General features: G+C 70.3%; 14 protein-coding genes, 1 tRNA gene and 1 pseudogene. 8 read left to right on the top strand and 8 right to left on the bottom strand.

Going from position 1 to position 19,163, the window contains the following annotated elements; translation table 11 throughout:
• Positions 1–110 precede the first annotated feature (110 nt).
• Both OG349_RS21460 and OG349_RS21455 read right to left on the bottom strand, forming a co-directional pair.
• On the bottom strand, positions 111–1,649 hold the full coding sequence (locus OG349_RS21460) for an MFS transporter (protein ID WP_327236143.1): 1,539 nt from the start codon (positions 1,647–1,649) through the stop codon (positions 111–113).
• Between the two features lie 257 nt (positions 1,650–1,906).
• Positions 1,907–2,563 carry a TetR/AcrR family transcriptional regulator gene (locus OG349_RS21455; RefSeq protein ID WP_327236142.1) on the bottom strand — a complete coding sequence of 219 codons (657 nt, stop codon included), beginning with the start codon at positions 2,561–2,563 and terminating at the stop codon, positions 1,907–1,909.
• A gap of 334 nt (positions 2,564–2,897) precedes the next feature.
• Here OG349_RS21455 and OG349_RS21450 point away from each other — a divergent pair, with 334 nt between their 5' ends.
• Positions 2,898–4,289: a M6 family metalloprotease domain-containing protein gene (locus tag OG349_RS21450; protein ID WP_327236141.1), complete on the top strand. Its 1,392-nt coding sequence runs from the start codon at positions 2,898–2,900 to the stop codon at positions 4,287–4,289.
• A gap of 10 nt (positions 4,290–4,299) precedes the next feature.
• On the opposite strand, the gene OG349_RS21445 is transcribed toward OG349_RS21450, so the two are convergent.
• Both OG349_RS21445 and OG349_RS21440 read right to left on the bottom strand, forming a co-directional pair.
• Complete coding sequence (locus tag OG349_RS21445) at positions 4,300–5,430, bottom strand: AMP-binding protein (protein ID WP_327236140.1); 1,131 nt, start codon at positions 5,428–5,430, stop codon at positions 4,300–4,302.
• 120 nt (positions 5,431–5,550) lie between these two features.
• Complete coding sequence (locus OG349_RS21440; protein WP_327236139.1) at positions 5,551–6,093, bottom strand: GNAT family N-acetyltransferase; 543 nt, start codon at positions 6,091–6,093, stop codon at positions 5,551–5,553.
• A 350-nt stretch (positions 6,094–6,443) separates the two neighbouring features.
• On the opposite strand from OG349_RS21440, the gene OG349_RS21435 reads away from it, so the two are divergent.
• A tRNA-Arg gene (locus tag OG349_RS21435) sits at positions 6,444–6,519 on the top strand.
• Positions 6,520–6,698: 179 nt separating this feature from the next.
• Here the strand turns inward: OG349_RS21435 and OG349_RS21430 are convergent.
• Positions 6,699–7,470: pseudogene (locus OG349_RS21430) on the bottom strand (IS5 family transposase); the annotation flags it as partial.
• A 197-nt stretch (positions 7,471–7,667) separates the two neighbouring features.
• On the opposite strand from OG349_RS21430, the gene OG349_RS21425 reads away from it, so the two are divergent.
• The 4 genes from OG349_RS21425 (at position 7,668) to OG349_RS21410 (ending at position 11,699) form a co-directional block, all read left to right on the top strand.
• The gene (locus tag OG349_RS21425) at positions 7,668–8,657 is read left to right on the top strand and encodes a helix-turn-helix transcriptional regulator (protein ID WP_327236138.1); all 990 of its coding nucleotides are present in this window, start codon (positions 7,668–7,670) and stop codon (positions 8,655–8,657) included.
• A 48-nt stretch (positions 8,658–8,705) separates the two neighbouring features.
• Positions 8,706–9,553 (top strand): IS5 family transposase gene (locus OG349_RS21420; protein WP_442806354.1). Its coding sequence is split into 2 segments (ribosomal slippage): positions 8,706–9,053 and positions 9,056–9,553, totalling 846 coding nucleotides; the frame shifts between segments, so codons are not numbered across the junction.
• Positions 9,554–9,909: 356 nt separating this feature from the next.
• A complete protein-coding gene (locus OG349_RS21415; protein ID WP_327236137.1) occupies positions 9,910–10,263 on the top strand; it encodes a hypothetical protein in 354 nt (117 codons plus the stop codon).
• Positions 10,260–11,699, top strand: a complete 1,440-nt coding sequence (locus OG349_RS21410; protein WP_327236136.1) for a hypothetical protein — start codon at positions 10,260–10,262, stop codon at positions 11,697–11,699. Before OG349_RS21415 ends, OG349_RS21410 begins: the two co-directional genes overlap by 4 nt.
• A gap of 258 nt (positions 11,700–11,957) precedes the next feature.
• Here OG349_RS21410 and OG349_RS21405 read toward each other — a convergent pair whose 3' ends face one another.
• Positions 11,958–12,698 (bottom strand): adhesin, encoded by a 741-nt coding sequence (locus OG349_RS21405; RefSeq protein ID WP_327236135.1) that lies wholly within the window; start codon positions 12,696–12,698, stop codon positions 11,958–11,960.
• Between the two features lie 126 nt (positions 12,699–12,824).
• Between OG349_RS21405 and OG349_RS21400 the strand changes: the two genes are divergently transcribed.
• Positions 12,825–13,670 (top strand): MerR family transcriptional regulator, encoded by an 846-nt coding sequence (locus OG349_RS21400; RefSeq protein WP_327236134.1) that lies wholly within the window; start codon positions 12,825–12,827, stop codon positions 13,668–13,670.
• Positions 13,671–13,758: 88 nt separating this feature from the next.
• Here OG349_RS21400 and OG349_RS21395 read toward each other — a convergent pair whose 3' ends face one another.
• On the bottom strand, positions 13,759–15,579 hold the full coding sequence (locus OG349_RS21395) for an MFS transporter (RefSeq protein WP_442806285.1): 1,821 nt from the start codon (positions 15,577–15,579) through the stop codon (positions 13,759–13,761).
• 363 nt (positions 15,580–15,942) lie between these two features.
• Entirely contained in the window at positions 15,943–17,832 is a 1,890-nt protein-coding gene (locus OG349_RS21390; protein WP_327236133.1) for a serine hydrolase, read from the bottom strand.
• 906 nt (positions 17,833–18,738) lie between these two features.
• Here OG349_RS21390 and OG349_RS21385 point away from each other — a divergent pair.
• A complete protein-coding gene (locus tag OG349_RS21385) occupies positions 18,739–19,143 on the top strand; it encodes a hypothetical protein (protein ID WP_327236132.1) in 405 nt (134 codons plus the stop codon).
• Positions 19,144–19,163 lie beyond the last annotated feature (20 nt).

The raw sequence follows: 19,163 nt of genomic DNA, 5'->3' as shown, positions 1-19,163 counted from the left end.
CCGACCGCGCTTTTTCGCACTCTTTTTCGCACTCTTTTTCTCACCACGGCCGGCACGGGATCACCGCGCCACCGCTTCGTACACCGTCGCCTTCCGCTTCCGCGGCACCGTCAGTGCATCGCGACCGGGACCTGGACCTCGCCCTCGGCCCCTTCGCTGCCGCCGACCTTCGTCGGGTCCATGTTCGGACGCCCGGCGGTGATGAACGTGACCGCGATCGCCGAGGCGGCGACCAGGATCCCGACGGCCCACCAGATGGCGCTCGCGTAACCGTGCACCAGCGCCTGGGCCTGGAGCAGCTTCTGGCCGCCCGAGCCCACGGCGTGGGAGGTGAGGTACGAGGTGGTCGCGGAGGCCGCGATCGTGTTCAGCAGGGCCGTACCGACCGCGCCGCCGACCTGCTGCGAGGTGTTCACCATCGCGGAGGCGACGCCCGAGTCACGCGGCTCGACTCCGAACGTGGCGAGGGACATGGCCGGCATGAACGCCGTACCCATGCCGAGACCCAGCATGACCTCGGCCGGGAGGATCAGACCGGCGTACGAGGAGCCGATCTCCAGCTGCGTCAGCAGCAGCATGGCGATGGCCGCGAGCAGGAAGCCCGGGCCCATCAGCAGCCGGGCGGGCACCCGGGTCATCAGCCGGGCACCGATCTGGGTCGAGCCGATGATCATGCCCGCGATCATCGGGAGGAAGGCGAAGCCGGTCTCGACCGGCGAGTAGCCCTTCACGATCTGGAGGTAGAACGTCAGGAAGAGGAAGAGCCCGAACATCGCGATGATCGCGAGGCCCAGCGAGAGGTAGACACCACCGCGGTTGCGGTTGGTCACCACGCGCAGCGGCAGCAGCGGGTTCTTGACCTTGGACTCGACCACCGCGAACGCCGCCAGGAGCACGGCGGAGGCGACGAAGAGACCGATGGTCGACGGGTCGGACCAGCCCTCGGACTCGGCGCGGGTGAAGCCGTACACCAGCGAGACCAGGCCCAGCGTGGAGAGGACCACTCCGGGGACGTCCAGGGCGGAGCGGTTACGAGTGCCCGAGGGCTCCCGGATCACGAAGTAGGCGCCGAGGGCGGCGACCACCGCGAAGGGAACGTTGACGAAGAACGTCCAGCGCCAGTCGAGGTACTCGGTGAGGAAGCCGCCGAGGATCAGACCCACGGCGCCACCGCCACCGGCGATCGCCCCGTAGATGCCGAAGGCCTTCGCGCGCTCCTTGGGGTCGGTGAAGGTCACCGCGAGGAGCGACAGGGCCGCCGGGGCGAGAAGGGCACCGAAGGCACCCTGGAGGGCACGGGCGCCGAGCAGCATGAACTCACTGGTGGCCGCGCCGCCGAGCGCGGACGCCAGGGCGAAGCCGGAGAGACCGACGACGAAGCTGCGCTTGCGTCCCCACAGGTCCGAGATACGGCCGCCGAAGAGGAGGAGCCCACCGAAGGCGAGCGCGTAGGCCGTGATGACCCACTGCCGGTTGCCGTCCGATATCCCGAGGTCCTTCTGGGCGGAGGGCAGGGCGATGTTCACGATCGTCGCGTCGAGCACGACCATCAGCTGGGCGAGGGCGATGAACGCCAACGCTTTCCAACGGGTCGGGTCAGGAGCCGAGGCGTCCTGGTCGGGGAGCCGTGTTTCGGCTGTTTTTGACATGGAGGGATCCACCTAAGGGTGCAGAAAGGCGAAAACGTACGTAAGTACATGCGACGGTGCATGCCTTACGAGGTCATGGAGTCACTGGGGTCACTGAGTGACGGAGTGATGGACGGACGAAGTTCGGCACGTTCGCCCGGGACGTTCGTCCTGGTGAGGTCTGGCCCGGTGTCCTGGAGATCTGGCCCGGTGTCCTGAGGGTTTCTTCGGTCCGGTGTCCTGAGGGTTTTGGTCCGTGGGTCTTGGTTCAGGGTGCGTCACGGAGCGGCGCGGCGCAGATCCTCCAGGGTGGCGGCCTTGCCCGGCAGTACGGACCGGGCCGGGGCGGCCAGTCCGTCCAGGAACAGCTGGAGATGCCGGTGGGTGAACCGGTCCATGTCTACGCAGCCGGTACCGGGCAACGGGCGGGTGAGCTGGGACAGCGCGACCATCAGATCGCCCACGGCGACGTCGGCGCGCAGCTGTCCTGTCCTTCTGGCCCTCTCCATCAGCCCTTCCACGGCGCCTTCGAGGCGCTCGCGCTGGGCGTCCAGTTCGGGGCGGTCCCGGTCGAACGTACCGGAGAGCATGGGGCACAGGGCCCCGATCCGCTCGTCGGCGGCGGCGTGCACGAAGCGGCGCAGCGCGGCGAACGGGTCGTCCTCCTCGATCGCGGCCCGCTCCGCCTGTTCGGCGGTACGGGCCATCACGGAGAGCACGACGTCGTTGACGAGGGAGTGCCGGTCGGGGAAGTGCCGGTACAGCGTGGCGTTCCCGATGCCGGCGCGGCGGGCGATCTCGTCGAACGCGGCCTCGGGGCCGAACTCCACGAACATCTCACGGGCCGCGTGCACGATGCGCTCCCGGTTGCGCAGCGCGTCGGCGCGCGGCCGGGGAATGCGGCGCACGCGTGGTTCCGCGGCGGTGGTGGTCACGTCCGGCCCTCCCTCGGTCGATCCTCGGTCGATCTTCGTTCGATCCGATCCCCCGGTAAGCGGGGATCGCTTCCCCGTTTTCCTTGGAACACCGGTGCAAACGGGGAGAGGGTCCCCGCTTATTTCACCTTCCCCGCGTGACCTGGGTCACATGGGGAACGATCATGCGCGAACCACACACAAACCCGGAAAAAACCCACGATCGGCGCACCCAGCGAGCGCCGACACGCCGACCGACGGAGGGTGATCGAACAGGCAGGTGAGCGAACAGGCAGCGGTATCGAACAGGCAGCGGTCAGGACCGGCCCGCCGCCGCGGACCCGGAGGCGACCGCATGCAGCAGACGCGTCGGATACGCAGGGGCGGAGGGGGAGGCGGAGGCGGAGGCGGAGGCGCAGGCGGAGGCGGAGGCGCAGGGGGAGGCGCAGGGGGAGGCAGAGGCGACGGACGGTCGGGCCCGTACCGCGGCCGTCATCGCAGGCCCGGCCGGCTCGGCGCGCTCGCGGGTCTCGCCGCGGTCACCCTCGCCGCGCTCACCACGGCGAGCGCGACCCTCCAGGCCCCGTCCCGGGCCAGCGCCGGTCCGGCGGCCACCGGTCTGGACTCGCCCCTCGGCCCGTGCCGTATCGCCTCCGGCTCCACCGTACAGATGTCCGAGGGTGTGCCCACCCCGCCCGGCTACTCCCCCTCCACCGGCACGGTCCGCGCCCTGAACCTGATGATCGACTTCCCCGACGCGCCGGGCCCGGGGGACGCGCTCGGGCGGCTGGGGGAATTCTTCCCGCAGACGTCGGAGTGGTTCAGGACCAGCTCGTACGGGCGGCTCGACTACCGTCCCGAGGCCCCGGTGACCACGTGGCTGCGGATGCCGCAGGACTTCACGGCGTACGGGATAGTGCGCGGGTCACCGTACGAGCCGGGCTACCGGAAGCTCGTCGAGGACCTCGTGCGGGTCGCGGACCCGAAGGTCGACTTCAGCGAGTACGACCTGATCAACGTCCTGGTCACGCCGAACGCGGGCCCCTCGGCGCTGGACACGGTCCTGTCCGTGACCTTCTCGGGGAACGGGGACGCGCCCCACGCGGACGGCGTGCCGCTGGCCAACACGTCGTTCGTCTACAGCCGCCAGGACGACGGCTCGGGGTCGTACGCGGAGACGGGTTACCGGGTGCTGCCCCACGAGAACGGCCATGTATTCGGCCTGCCCGACCTGTACACGCCGCAGGGCGGGGGCACGGTCGGGCACTGGGACATCATGTCGGAGGACTGGGGGGCCAACAACGACCTGCTGGGCTGGCACAAATGGAAGCTCGGCTGGCTGGACGACTCACAGATCAGCTGCGCCTCCACGGACGGGAGCAGTGAGCACCTGCTGGGCCCGCTGGCGACGGCGGGGGGCCCGAAGCTGACGTTCGTACCGATATCGGAGGACGCGGGGTACGCGGTGGAGGTACGCACCCGGGCCGGCAACGACGAGGCGGTGTGCCGGCCGGGGGTGCTGATCTACCGGGTGGACTCGGGGGTCGACACGGGGCGCGGGCCGGTGACGGTCGCGGACAGCGCGAAGACGAGCGGGGGCTGCACGCGGCGGCCGAACGTACACGCGGAGCTGTCGGACGCGCCGTACCGCCCGGGCGAGTCGTTCGTGGACCGGGCGAACGGGATCCGGATCGCGGTGGTGGGGGAGGAACGGGGCGAGTTCAGGGTGCGGGTGACGAGGTCGTAGGCGGGCCCCCTCACTCTCCCCCGTCCCGGCTGACACGTCCCTCCCGGACAGCGGCCCGGACACAGGTCAGGAACCACCCACCGTCGCCTTCCGGGAAAGCGGCACGGCCGGCCTCCGGATCGCCCCAGTACCCCCGCGCGAGCGACTGCCCACGCAGCCACAGCTCCCCGGCTTCCCCGTCGGGGAGGACTTCGCCGCGGGCCCCGGTGACGCGGACTTCGGTGACGGGGGTGGGCCGCCCGTCGAGAAGCACGGCGCCACAGGTCTCCGCGAGAAACCCACCCGGGTCGGCATCCGCCTCCCCCTTCCCCTCTTCCTTTCTCTCCCCCACCAGGAGGGCGCCGCCGACTGCCATGGCGCGATAGACGTCGGCGAAGGCGGCGGGGTGGAAGAAGGGGTACGCGAGGTTCGTGACGGGCACAGGCCCGAACCCAGGAATCCGCCCCCGCTTCCCAAGATCGGAGACGGCGGCGAAGAAGCGCGCGTTCATCACGGCCCCGGCCTGAGCAAGGTGGGTGGCAACGGCGCCGAGGGGCGGCCGGCCCGAACTCGCCTCACCCGCGTAGAAGATGGTGGAGAAGTCCTCAGGCCGCACGTCGAGCGCGGGAGGAGCGAGAGCAGGATCGACGCCCCCCAGCTCCCCCTCTCCGCCCTCACCCCACACGACAACCCGCGCCGCGGCGGCATCGGCCCAACCAGCAGCGCGCGGCAGCCTCTCACGATCGACGAACAACAACCGGGGGTCGCAGTCGTCGAGCACGGACGTGAACGCCTCCTCCCCCCAAGAGGTGTCAACGGGAACAGCCACCAACCCCGCCAACTGAACGCCCCAGAAGGCAACCTGCCACTCGACCCGATCGCTCATGGCAATGCACACGCGATCCCCGCCCCGCAGCCCGAATTCCTCACCCACAAGCCGCACAGCCAAAGCGGAAGAGGCGGCGAAGAACTCCCCGTAACTACAGGTCCGCTCACCGATCAGGAGAAACGGCCGGTCCCCGAAGGCCCAAGTGGTCTCCACAAACTCAACCAGGGTCCGGGGCCCACTCGCATAAACGAGGCCGCCCCCCTCCCCCCGTACCACCCCAAAGGGCGCCCCGGACGAGCTCAACGCACCGACATCCCGCCCAAGATCCCCCACACCACGGGACGCTATGCGCCCCCACCCCCGAGGTCAACAACCGGACTCCAGCACGCCCTTCACGGCAATCGGCATGCACCCGGCAGCTGAATTCCGGCCTCTCCCGCCCTGGCGCAAGACTCAGGAACGCTTCAAGCCCCACGTCTGCAAAACGTAGGGCCGCCCCTTCTCCTCGCCGGTGATCAGCGGCACGTCGAGCAGCCCGAAGCCCGTCCTGATGGCCACGGACACGCTGGCGGCGTTCTCGGCCTCCACTTCCAGAACGACCTGCTCAACGCCCAACTGCTCGAAGGCGTACGCGGCCATGACGCGCACCGCCCGAGCTGCCAGCCCTTGCCCGCGATGGGCCGGACCAACCGCGTACCCGAGTTCCGCGCCCTCGGACACCCGCCGCAACATCACTTCACCCAGCGGCGCGCCGCCCTCGACGGTGATGGCGAGGAGGATGGTCGTACCGTCCTTCCGCATCTGCCGGTCCCGCTCCAGCCGCGCGCGTGCGGCCGCCTCGTCGAAGGGCGAGACGATCGGTGTCCAATAGGCGATGTCGGGGTGATCGAACAGCGCCGGCATCGCGACCAGATCCGCCTCCGTCCAGTCACGAAGGACAACCCCCTCCCCCGAGAGCTCGATCCGCTCGGGCAGCGACGACGTGGTGACACTCACGGTGGGAACCTCTCTGGACCTCTCTGGCCTGGTCAGATCGAGGCAGGCTACCCAGAACAGACATACGTTCCCACCACGTTCCCCGAAGCCCCGCCGAAGGAACGCGTCGTGCGGCACGGACGAACCGGACGCTGCCCCGGCGGCCGCCCGAGTCCCGGCTCGCTACCCCTCTCCGAGGCGTCGTCCGGGACGGGCATCCGCTACCCTGTTTCCTGGTGAGCCGCTGAACCGGTTGGCTGCGCCCCACAAAAGGGTGCAACAGTGCTGGTACCACGTCTGACCAGCGGACTTGGCCGCCTTGCCAGGAGGATTCATTCGTTCAAATTCCTCGAAGGCTTAACCCAAGCCCCGCCTTCGTAGCTCAGGGGATAGAGCACCGCTCTCCTAAAGCGGGTGTCGCAGGTTCGAATCCTGCCGGGGGCACCACACGTTAAGCCGCTGACCTGGGGTTTCTCCTCCAGGAAGGCACGCTATCCGGCCTCGGACTCCTCGTCCGGGGCCGTTTGCGTGAGCGGTGAGTGAGCGGCCCGGCCGCCATTCCCCGATATTTCCCCCATAGGGTCGACGGGAACCTCGACTTGCAGGTCCCGGAAGCCGTCCGAGACCTACTGGAAGAGATCAACAGCAGCGACTTCGAACAAGGTCTGACAACGGCCAACAGGATGAGTTGATCTGTCGCAGGCGATCAGGGCGCAGGCGAGCTTGAGGAAGGCTTCGTGGATGCTGCTCGGCGTTCCCAGCGGATGCGGAGTCGTTTGAAACCGTGGAGCCCCGCGAAGGTGCGTTCGGCGACCCACCGGTGGGTGCCCCGTCCTGATCCGTGTCGGGTACCGCGTCGTGGGATGGCCGGCACGATACGGCGGGCGCGGACTCGGTTGCGGTAGAGGTCGTGGTCGTGGTCGTACCCACGGTCGGCAAACAGTGAATCCGGCGTGCGGTTAGGGCGGCCGCCTCGGCCTCTGATCGCGGGAACGGCGTCGATCAGGGGCAACAACGGGTGACGTCGTTGCGGTTTGCCGCCGGTCAGGATGACGGCGAGCGGGGTTCCGCAGCCGGCGGTGATCAGATGGCGTTTCGAGCCGGGCCGGCCTCGGTCGACTGGCGAGGGGCCCGTGCGTAACCCCCTTTCAAGGCCCTGCCGTGCCAAGAGTCGACCACGGCTCCCCACTAGTTCAGCCTCGCTGCGGCGTTCAGCTCGGCAAGCAGGACTTCGTGGAGACGCCGCCACACACCGGCCCTGTTCCAGTCCCGCAGCCGGCGCCAGCACGTCATCTCCGACCCGGGGCCCAGCTCCTGCGGCAGGTGCTCCCACTGGATTCCCGTGTGCAACACGAACAGAATCCCGCACAGCACCTCGCGGTCCGGAACCGGCCTACGGCATAGATCTGATCCCACTTCTAAAGCGGGTGTCGCAGGTTCAAATCCTGCCGAGGCACATGGGAAAGAGGCCTTGGACCGATCAGGATCCGGGGGCTTTCTGTGGGAGGCGTTGGCGTCGGCGTTGGGTTGGGTGACGGGTGGGGGGTGCGGGGGCACGATGGGGGTGGCGGTTTTGGGTCTTTGGAGGGCTGCGCATGGGGGACGTTCCGGCGAGGATCGATGCCAGGAGTATGGGGATTCTGCATGAGGCGTATCACAAGATGCGCGGGGGGCTTGCAGGGGATCGGTACGATTTGTATGACTACGTCCGCGCTACCGCTGCGAAGCTGGCGCCGTTCGACTCCTTCTACGTGGCGCTGCTGCACGGCGCCAACCGGGTGCGCTTTCCGTACGGTTATGAGGGGAGCGTCTTCGATGACCCCACCTCCCACACCTACGGACCGAGCGGGCAGACGGCCTGGCTGGTCAGGCATCGGCAGACGTATCGCTTCGCCTATGACAACGGCGCGGTGCTGAACGCGAGCATGTCGTTCGGGGACACCCGCAGACGGTCGGCCGACGCGGTCACCGTACCGATGTTCCGGACCGAACAGGGGTCTCGCGACGTGCTGTTCGGGATGGTGTCCATGCACAGTTACACCCCGGGCGCCTTCGACGACAACGCCGTTCGTTCCTTCGAGTGGCTCACCGGGTTACTGGCGCGGGTCCTGACCCGCGAGAAGGAGGACACCGAGGCCTTTCTCCTGCTGCTGCCGGGCGGCGGGGTGTCACGGACCCTCACGTCGGATCATGTCATCGAGTACATGGCCGCCCGGCTGTCCGAGATCCACGGCATCGCCCGGCACATGGTGGAGGAGGCGGGAGCCGAGGCCGGGGACGGAGGAGCGGGCAGTCTTCGGGCTCCTGAAGAGATCGTCCGGCTCTGTGAGCAGACCCAGACCGAACTGATGGAGATGGCGCTGTGGGCCGACCAGGGGCCCGAACAGCGCTTTCTCTCACTGACCGAGGTGGAGCAGCGGGTGGCGGTGCTGCTGGTGAACGGGCTGGGGAACCAGGAGTTGGCCACCGAGATCGGCCGTAGCCCGAACACCGTGAAGGCGCATCTCAAGAACATCTACCGGAAGTACGGGATGACCACCCGGGAGCAGGTCGCCGAGGACGTCCGTCGGCACCTCGCGCGCTAGGGGTCGTCTTCAAAGCTGTTTGTGCGATGCGGGATTATGGCGGGTGTGGTGCGTCGTCATGAGTTGTCGGATGTTGAGTGGGCTGTGTTGTCGCGGTTGTTGCCGAGTTCGGGGACGGCTGGTCGGCCCCGGTCGGATGACCGGGTGGTGCTGAACGGGATCGTGTGGAAGCTGCGGACCGGTTCGGCCTGGCGGGACGTGCCGGAGCGTTACGGTTCCTGGCAGACCTTGTACACGCGTTTCCGCAGGTGGGCGCTGGACGGAACCTTCTCCCGCATGCTGAAGGCGATCCAGGCGGAGAGGGACGCGGCGGGTGACATCGACTGGCTGGTGTCGGTGGACTCCACGATCGTGCGGGCCCACCAGCACGCGACCGGTGGGAAAAGGGGGCTGCCGACCGGGACGAAGCGGGTGATCACGCCCTCGGCCGATCCCGTGGAGGACTGAGCACCAAGGTCCACCTGGCCTGCGACGGACACGGCCGGCCCCTCGCCTTCGTCCTGACCGGCGGCAACACCAACGACTGCACCCGCTTCGAAGACGTCCTGGACGCCATCCGTGTTCCGCGCACCGGCCCGGGACGTCCCCGCACCCGACCCGACCACGTCATCGCCGACAAGGGCTACAGCTCTCGCAAGATCCGCGCCTACCTGCGCAGACGCGGTATCGGGCACACCATCCCCGAACGCATCGACCAGGCCACAGGCCGCCTGCGCAAAGGCTCACGCGGCGGCCGCCCACCCACATTCGACAGGAGGGTCTACCGGCTCCGCAACGTCGTCGAACGATGCTTCAACCGACTCAAGCAATGGCGCGGCCTGGCCACCCGCTACGACAAAACCCGCGAGTCCTACCAAGCCACCGTCACCATCGCCTCCATCTTCCTCTGGATATGACCTTTGAAGACGACCCCTAGGGCGGGTCCGCGAAGTGGCGTCGTTCGCCCGCAGGGCGGGGCTCGCGGCGTCTGGTGCGTGCGATCGCAAGGCGGAGGACCGAGCGTGTACTGGATGCACTCGCCCGGTCCGACAACGCCGCGAGCGCGCGTGCCAGGCGTCGCGAGCCAGACGCCACTTCGCGGACCCGCCCTGGGGCGTGTCCGTCGCTCCGTCCCTCACCCGGCGGGTGAGCCCGGCCCCCGTACCGCTCATCCTCCGAGGGATGGGCGCGCGCCGGCCCTGGTGGCACGGTGGTGGCAGGCCGCCGCGGCGGGCGGCGGGCCTTCCGTTCGGAACACAGGGGACGCACTTCCATGACCCTCGATCTCTACCTGGACAAGACCGACGACGAGCTGTTCGAGCTGCTCGGCGCCGGCCTCCTCGACGACGGACTCGGCATCTCGCCGGCGGACCGGGGCGCCAACCGCCGTTTCGGCAAGCAGTGGTTCGAGCACAAGCACCGTGATCTGCAACGCAAGATCTGCCACCAGGAGCGGGTCCGGGGCCTGCTCGGCACCACCGGCTCGGACCGGGTGCTCGACGCGGCAGCGGTGTACGAAGTACTCCAGCACCTCGGTGAGGAGCCGGCCACCGCGGGCGTGCTCGCCGTGCTGGTGGCCCGTATCGGTCTCGGATCCTTCTGTGCGAACGCCCCGGCGCCGTCATGAGCGGCGGGGAGTCGATGGCGGAACGCAAGCTCCGCCGGTTGCAGGTCAACCGAACCGACCAGCTGGCGCACATCCGTGCCGAACTGGCCAGGCTCGGCGACCACGAGTCGCTCCGTCAGCTGGACGCGAGCATGGCGGACTGGCGGAAGAGCGAGGGGGCGTCACCGTACGATCCGGCGACGGCGTTGATGCGGCATGTGACCGAGGAGATGAAGACGGCGCTGCGGGACCTGGGCTTTCCCCAGGAGCGGCTGGACACCGTGTTCGTCTGCTCGTTCCCGCAGGACGACGTGTCGGCCCAGATGACACCGTTCGCCGACGGATCGGGGCTGGTGGAGGTCTCCGACTCGATTCTCACGCTGGCCGGTGTGTACGGTCAGTTCTCCGGGATCGGACTGGCGCGGATCGGCGGGCGGGGCCCGGTCAGAGGACTGTTCGAGGCCCTCCGCGCGGCCCGTGAGGGGGCGATGGGTGGGGATCCCGCCGTACTCACCGCGTTGTTGCGCTACTACAACGTGAACCAGCGGGTGTACGGAAAGTCCGCGAAGCTGGGGCATCGGGCGGACCCGCTGGTCATGGAGATCGGCAGCCTCGTCACGCTCCAGGCCGCCCGCTTCGTCGTCGGTCATGAGATCGCGCACCACGTGCTGGGGCACCGGACCCCGATGAGCGCCTTCTCACCCGGTGAACACGTCCCGGCGTGCTCCGGCGACCAGCGTCTGGAACTCGACGCGGACCTGCTGGCCCACCGGGCCACCGTACGGGCGTCGGAGCGCGAGTTCGCGGGCACCGAGGCGGAACCGGCCATACAGTTCTCCTCGGTTCTGGGCCCGCTGGTCGCGATGCTCGCGGTCCATGTGACCGAGCGGGCCCTGTTCGTCCGCAGCGGCACCACCCACCCGCCGGCGCGGATCCGGGCCAAATTGCTCCTCGACCGGATCGACGAGCGGGAGCAGAAGGTCGCCACGCTCTTCCTCGGCACCCTGCTGACCGCGACGGAGCGCTCGGCGGTGTTCGACGGATCGGCACCGGTCTTCGACTGGGAGTGGGTCGACCGGTCGCCCGATCTGTTGTCGACCCAGCCCCAGGAGTACCTGCGGACCATCACCGTCCTCGACCGGATCCAGAGCCGGTCGCGGGACTCGCTGGTCGAGATGCTGGAGCGGATGGCCGGGGATGCCGGGAGCTGGGTGGCGGAGGGCGCGCGGCTCGCCGTCGGGGGCAACTGTGAGGGTGCGCTGCGGAGTTGGGGCGTCGACGCGGAGACCGCGGCCGTGCTCGCCGATTCCCGGCGGGCGCTCCTCTTCCACACGCTGGTGGACGAGATCCGTACAGGGCTCGCCAAGCGCGGTACGGCGGACACGGCGCTCCTCACGGTCTCGGTGGCGGCGGCGTGCCTGGCCGGCTCGGGGCTGAGGGCGGCCGCCGGGCGGTGAGGGGGGCGGCCAGCAGCCGGCCAGCAGCCGTGCTCTGTGGGGCGGCTGTTATCCGCGTACGGACCCGGCTACTACCGGCCTCTTCGGCCGGGGAAGGCCACCCGGGAACGGGGGGAACGGGGGGAACGGGGGGAACGGGGGGAACGGGGGGAACGGGGGGAACGGGGGGAACGGGGGGAACGGGGGGATGGGACAGCTGGAGACAGCTGTCCCATCCCCCCACCTACGGAAGGGTTCGGGGCCGGGCGTCAGGTGCGGTCAGGTGCAGGTCAGGTTCATCTGGGCTGCCGCGTGGTGGGCTCCGTAGCGGGACGGGGTGCCCCAGTCCTGGCCTCTGTCTCTCAGGCGGACCGTGAAGTGGTCCGCCTTCACACGGTAGTTGCCAACCTTCAGCAGGGTGCCCCGGTGTGCTGATTGGCGGATGCCGAAGGCCGCGTAGCCCGACGTGGGGTCGTCCTTGTCGGACAGGACCTCGTAGACCGAGGGGTCGCCGGCCGTGTCGCGGGTGTTGTCGGTCTTCGGGATGTAGACCGACAGGGCGCACTTCTCGTAGCCCCTGCCCAGTTCCCACGACCAGGTCGCCGTCGAGCCGCGGTCGTCGTTCGCGCTGCCCGACATGGGGATCGCCGAGAAGCTGCCGTCGCACGAATCGCCCTGGTGGCCGCCGGACTTCACCGTGTACCAGGCCGCGTCGCCGTTCTCGAAGCGGCCCTTCTCCTCGTACTCCCCCGTCTCACAACCCGGCCCCGCCCACACCGAGTAGCCCTGATTCGGTTGCGAGGTGGGAACCACTGCCCCTCGCAGGGCGGGGAGTTGGGGCTGTATGACGTCCGTCGGCGCCGACGTGGACGGTGCGGTGTCGTCCGTCGCCGCGTCTGTGGTGTCGCTTGCTGTGAGTGTGAGCGTGACTACCGCCGCGACCACGGCCCCCAGCGCCAGGACCGCCAACACCGCGCGCAGTGCTCTGCGCGACGGGTACTCGGGGTGCTCGGGCCTCATGCCGCCCCACTATGCGCGATCACACCCCCACCGGAAACCGGAAGCCGGGGATTGACCTTGCCCCAACGGCAGGGTTCACCCTCCCGTCACCGGGCCGACAGCGGCCCGGCGACGGAAGATGGGGCCATGGAAGACCTCGGGGAACTCCTCACCATCGGCGAGTTCGCCGCCCGATCGCGGCTCTCGCCCAAAGCGCTGCGCCTGTACGACCGTCTCGGTCTGCTCGCGCCCGACCGGGTCGACGCGGTCACCGGCTATCGCTGGTACCGCCCCGACCAGGTCGAGCGGGCCCGGCTGGTGGCACTGCTCCGGCAGCTCGACATGCCCCTCGCCCGGATCGCCGAGGTCGTGGCGCTGCCGGGACCGCAGGCCGCCGACGTACTCGCCGGCTACTGGGCCGAGCGCGAGGAACGCCACGCCACACAGAGTGCGGTGGCCACCCATCTCCGTGACCGATTGTCCGGTAGAAGGAGAAGTCCGATGTACGAGATCAAGACCGTGGACGTGGGCGAGCAGGCCGTACTGACCGAGCGCAGGCATCTGCTCGCCGCCGAGCTGCCGCGCTGGATCCCCGCCGCCCTCGACCGGCTCACCGGCGCCGCCGAGCGGTGCGGGGGAGTCGCGGGCACCCCCTTCGTCGCCTACCACGCCGAGGTGAGCCTCGACAGCGACGGGCCGGCGGAGACCTGCGTGCCGGTGTGGGACGTACGGGCGGCGGAGGCGTACGCGGCCGAGAACCACCGTACGACCGGACTGCGCATCGAACCCGCGCAGCGGCTGGCGTACGTACGGGTCACCAAGGCCCAGGTCGCGCACCCGCAGATCCTGTCCGCCTTCGAGGCCGTCGAGGAGTGGATCGCCGAGCGGGGGCTGACCATCGCCGGGCCCTGCCGGGAGATCTACTTCGAGGCCGATTGGGACGGGGCCGGACCGTCGGACGAAGTCTGCGACGTCGCCTTCCCCGTCAGGTGAGACGCTGCCTTCCCTGTGAGGTGAGACGTCGCCTTCCCCGTGAGGTGGGGTGACAACAGCACGGTTGAGGGGGGCCTCCCGGTCCCCCTCAGCGCAGTTCCTCCGGGCAGCCCGTCCCCCTGGGCAGCTGGTACGGCGCCGCCAGGCGGTACACCCCCGCCCGGGGCGCGAGCAGTTCCGTCCACTCGTCGCCCTCCGCGTCCTCCTCGGTCTTCATCAGGCACCCGTTGGGGTTCGTGTAGACCTTGGGGCCGTCGTCGTCCTTCGCCTTGGACGCCTCCGTCTCCTGCGGCGGCAGCACGCTCTTGCCCTCCGCGTCGACCAGGCCCAGCCAGGGCGAGTACGGGATACGGATCAGCACCCGGCCCGCCGTCTTCACGTGGATCGTCAGCTCGCCCGCGCCCGCCCGGTCCACCGTCGCCGGCGGATCGGCCAGCGGCATCGGGTCCTCGACGGCGAACAGCTGCCAGTTGGCGTCGCCCCACAGTGGCTTGAGGTAAGGCTGGCCCTTCTGGACCAGCTCCGCCTCCATCTTCGCCCCCGTGTCGGGCTTGCCCTTCGGCAGCACGACGAAGTGCACGGCCCAGCGGTCCAGCCAGCCACGGTAGTTGTCCGCGGACAGGGTGTCGTCGTAGAAGATCGGGTTGCGCTCCATGTCCGCCTGCCGGTTCCAGCCCCGGGCGAGATTGACGTACGGGGCGAGCGCCGAGGCCTCGCGGTGGCTCCTGGCCGGGACCACCTCGACCCGGCCCCGCTCGGCGCCGGCCCGCTGCAACTGGTTGACCAGCGGCGCCAGCTCACGGGTCCAGGAGGCGGTGGGTGCGGTACGGACGATGTCGTCGACGCCCTTGAAGCCGATCCAGAAGTTCAGGCCGGCGAACGCCACCACCAGCGCGTACCACCGGCGTGAGCCGGGGTGTGTGTACGGGAGCGCGGCCAGCAGCACCACCCCCGCGACGATCATCGCGAGGCGGGACACGTTCGAGCCGATCTGGGAGTCGACCACCCAGGTCAGCAGCACGCCGACGCCGTAGACGGCCGCGGCGGCCCGTACCGTACGCCAGTCGCGCGGCACCAGTACGAAGACGAACACCGCGAAGACGAACGGCAGCGACGCCGTCCCGACCGACATCGGCTGCGTCCCCGAGAAGGGGAACAGCCAGGCGGACACGGCCACCACGACGGCCGGGGCGAGCCCGAGCGCGTACGCCCCCGGGCGCCGCTTGTTCACGAACAGCGCCGCCGCGACGACTCCGAGGAACAGTCCGGCAACGGGACTCGCCGCGGTCGCCAGCCCGGCGAGCGGGGCGGCGGCCACCGCCTTGAGCCAGCGCTTCCTGCGCCAGCGGTGCGGCCAGCAGAACACGGCGGCGACCGCGCCCAGCGCGAACATCACGCCGAGCCCGAACGTCACGCGCCCCGACAGGGCATTGCAGAGGAACGCGAAGACCCCGGCCATCGCGCACGCGACGGGGTTACGGACCGCGCGGACGCGCACCAGGATCAGGGCGAGCAGGGCGGCGGAGACGGTCCCGGCGATCATCATCGTCGTACGGACGCCGAGGACCGACATCAGGTACGGCGAGACGACGCTGTACGAGACCGGGTGCATCCCGCCGTACCAGGCGAGGTTGTACGCGGAGTCGGGGTGGCGGCCGACGAACTCGGCCCACGCGTCCTGGGCGGCGATGTCTCCGCCACTGTTTGCGAAGAAGAAGAACCAGAGGAGATGGACGACCGCCGCGAGCGCGCCGGTGAAGAGGACCGGGTGCCTCCGCACGCGGTCACGGAAGCCGCGGAGACCGGTGGCGAAGGCCCCGGTCTCGCCGGCCGGCGGCGCGGGCAGCTGTCTCAGCGCCCCCTCGGGGGTGGTGCTGCCGTCCGTACGGGCCGGCTCAGTGGTGGTCACTGCGGCTCTCCACGTCTCCCCGACATGCCCCTCCGGGCGCCGCCTTGCCGCGTGCGCCCGGGGGCCTCATGTCCTAAGGACGCCGTCCCCGCGTCCCACAGTTGCCCTGCCCCGTTCAGCAGATGTCCGTTTCGGACGCTAGCACGGCGGGCGGGCCGGGGAGAGGGGCATGTGAGACCCCTCTCCCCGGGGTGGGGATCAGTGCTTCCTGGGGGGGCGGGTCGGCGCTTCCCTCCGGGGGGGGCGGGTCGACGCGCCCCCCAGGGGGAGGTCGACGCGCCCCCGGGGGCGGGTGGGTGCTCCCCTCCGGGGAGCAGGTCGGCGTTTCCCGGCGGCGGGTCGGCGCTTTCCCCCGGGCGGAGATCAGCCGACGCGGGTCAGCTTGGCGCCGAAGCCGGGCTCCGCCAGGTCCTTCTGGAGGGCGACCGGGGTGGAGACCTTGCCGTCGCCGGTGCCGATCGTCAGCTCGCCGACCACCGTGCCCGCCTTCGCCGTGTGCGGGACCTTCGTACCCTTGTCACCGAGCTTGAGCGTGACCTCCAGGCCGGCCCAGCCGACCGGCTTGAGGTCCTTGGTGGCGACGACCGGCGTCGTACCGCCCAGCCCGTCGTCCACCTGCCCCACGACCTCGCCCTTCTTGACGACCGCGGCGGACGTGACGCCGTCCTGGGACGCCTTGATCAGCTTGAGGCTGTTCTGGATGGCCAGGTTGAGCTTGTCGTCCAGGGTGGTGGCCTGCTGCGCGCCCATCACTATGCCGATGATCCGGCGGTTCTCGCCGTCGATGATGGTCTGCGCGGTCCAGAGCAGGTTGCCGCCGGCCGGGGTGGAGGAGCCGGTCTTGATGCCGCTCACGCCGGGCTCGGCGAGGATCTTGTTGTTGTTGAAGATCCGCTTGCCGATGCCCGGGATCTCGATGTCCGGGGTGTTCACGATCTCGCGGAAGACGTCGTTCCGTACCACCGCCTCGGCCAGCTTGAGCTGGTCGGCCGGGGTGGACACGGTCGTCTCCATGAGCCCGCTCGGGTCCGTGTACGTGGAGTTCGTCATCCCGAGGTCGTCGGCGGCCGCGTTCATCTTCGCGACGAAGGCCTTCTCGGAGCCGGCGTCCCAGCGGGCCAGGAGCCGGGCCGCGTTGTTGCCCGACGGGATCATCAGGAGCTGGAGCATCTCCTTCTGCGTGTACTGCTGGCCCTCCTGAAGAGGCGCCGTCGACTCGTCGGGACGGTTCGACTCCTCGCCCGCCTGCTTGTCGACCGTGATCTTGGGGCCGACCTGCTTGCCGGTGATGGGGTGGTCCTTGAGTATCACGTAGGCCGTCATGGTCTTCGCGACGCTCGCGATGGGCGCGGGCTTGCCGGCGCCGTACTTCCCGAGGCTGCCGACTCCTTCGACCTCGAGGGCACCCTGGCCCTCGGACGGCCAGGGCAGGTCGAGCTTGCCGCCGTCGAAGGTGAAGGTGGCAGGGGCAGTGAGGGAGAGCGCGGGGTCGGGCAGCGGGCGGAAAGCCTGCACGATCGCAAAGATGATCAGTACGAGGAGGACCAGCGGGGTCCAGATCTTGACCCGCCGGACCGCCGTACGGACCGGGGTCTGGGGCGGGGGCGGGGTGTTGGTCAGCTCGGCGAGGAGATCGAGCGGGGGCATGGGCGGCATGGGCTGCTGCCGGGTGCGTTCCGCGCCGGAGAGCGCGGGTCCGGTGTAGCCGGCGGGTGTGGGGGTCGGGGTGCCCGGGGTGCTCGTTCCGGTGGAGCCGGGGAAGGGTGCCGGCTTCGACGCGGGGGCGGAGGCGGAGGGCGGGGGCGTTGCCCGGACCTCGGACTTCTCGTCCCTGCGCAGCGGTACGAAGGTGCTGGCGCTGGTGCCCGGGTTGTTCTTGGCGGGCGGCGGCGTGGGCCTTTTGAGCGTGGTGGTGGGCTGGTCGACGGGCCGCGGCCGCTCGAAGGCCTTGAAGACGGCGGTCTGGCGGTCGACGGGGGTTTCGTCGGCGGGGGGTTGGCCGGGGGCCGGGTCGGTGGCGGAGCCCGGCTTGGGCTCCGTGCCGGAGCCGGAGTCGGAGTCGGAGTCGGATCCGGCCTGTGGCTTGGAAGCGGCCTGTGGCTTGGAAGCGGCCGTCTGCCCGGCCTTCGAGTCGGCCTTCGAGTCGGCCTTCGAGTCGGCCTTCGGCTCGGGTCCCGCTTCCGGGGCGGAGCCGGGATCGTCGTCGGTACGGGACCGGCCCCACGACGTGCCCGTGGAGGTCTCGGACTTCACCGGCCCGTTCGGGCGGCCGGGTGCATCGCGTCCGTCAACTTCCCCGAACCCGTCGGATCCCTCGGACTCTCCCGAAGCGGAATCCGGCGACTGGGCGTCCGAAGAGCCCGAATCATCCCGGATCCCGGACGCGGCGGCCTCGGCCGGCTCCGACGCCTCGGCGTCGCGTACGGAATCGGAATCGCCGTCAGCCCCCGCGGCACCGACCGAAGCGGACTCCTCGTCCCGCCCGGACGCGGCCCCGGAAGCCCCCTGGCTGCCCGTGTCGGCCTCCGGAGCGCCCGACTCCGTGGAATCACCCGCACCGCGCTCCCGAAGCCCGGAGACGGCCGCAGGAGCGCCCCCGGGCTCGAACGAGCGCCGCTCCGCCGGGTCCTGGCCGTCCTCCGGGGCCGGCGTGGCTGCGGAGGTTGGCGTGGCCGCCGGGTTTGCCGTGCGCGCCGCGGTCGGAGTGACCGCCAGGGTGGGCGTGCCCACCGGGGTCGGGGTGCCCGCCGGGGCCCGCGTGGCCCCCGGGGACTCAACAGCCCCCGACGGGGCGAAGGTCTCAGAAACATCGGCGGCCCCCGAGGACGCCGGGATCCCGGGCGCCTTAGCGGTCTCCGAAGGCGCCGGGTTCCCGGAAGCCTTAGCAGCCTCCGAAGGCGCCGGAGTCTCCGGGGACTCAGCAGCCCCCGAACGCGCGCCTGTCACACGGGACTCGGAAGCCTCGCCCTCGGACCCTCCGCCCTGCGAACCCTGTTCCTGCGGAGCTTCGCCCTGCCGGACCTGACCCCCGGGGGCCTGCCCCTGCAAGCCCCGGTCCTCGGACGCTCGGCCCTGCGGAGCCCCGCCGCCGTCGGACACATCGCCCTGCGGAACCCCGCCCTTGGGCTCTTCGCTCTCCGGGGCCCGGCCCTGAGGGACTTGGCCCACAGGAACCTGGCCCACCGGAGCCTGACCCTGCGAGGGCTGGTCCTCGGACACCCGGCCCTCGGAAGCCGCACCCTCCGGGAGCCGGCCCTGCAAAGCCCGCCCGCCGAACGCCTCGTCCTGGGGGACCTGGCTCCCGGGAGCCTGACCCCGCGAGGCCTGGTCCCCGGACACCCGGCCCTCGGAAGCCGCACCCTCCGGGAGCCGACCCTCCGGCGCCCGCCCGCCGAACTCCTCGCCCCGCGAAGCCCGACCGCCCTCGGACACCCCGGCCTCAGGAGCCGAGTCCTGCGGGATCCGGTCCTGCGGAACCTGACCCTGCGAAGGCCGCCCGTCGGACGCCTCGTCCTGCGGAGCTTCGCGCTGCCGGACCTGACCCTCCGGGGCCCGCCCCTGTGAGGGCTGGTCCTCGGGCGCCC

The organism is Streptomyces sp. NBC_01317, assembly GCF_035961655.1.
Classification (GTDB): Bacteria; Actinomycetota; Actinomycetes; order Streptomycetales; family Streptomycetaceae; genus Streptomyces.
This window is presented reverse-complemented; position numbering and strand designations above follow the sequence as displayed.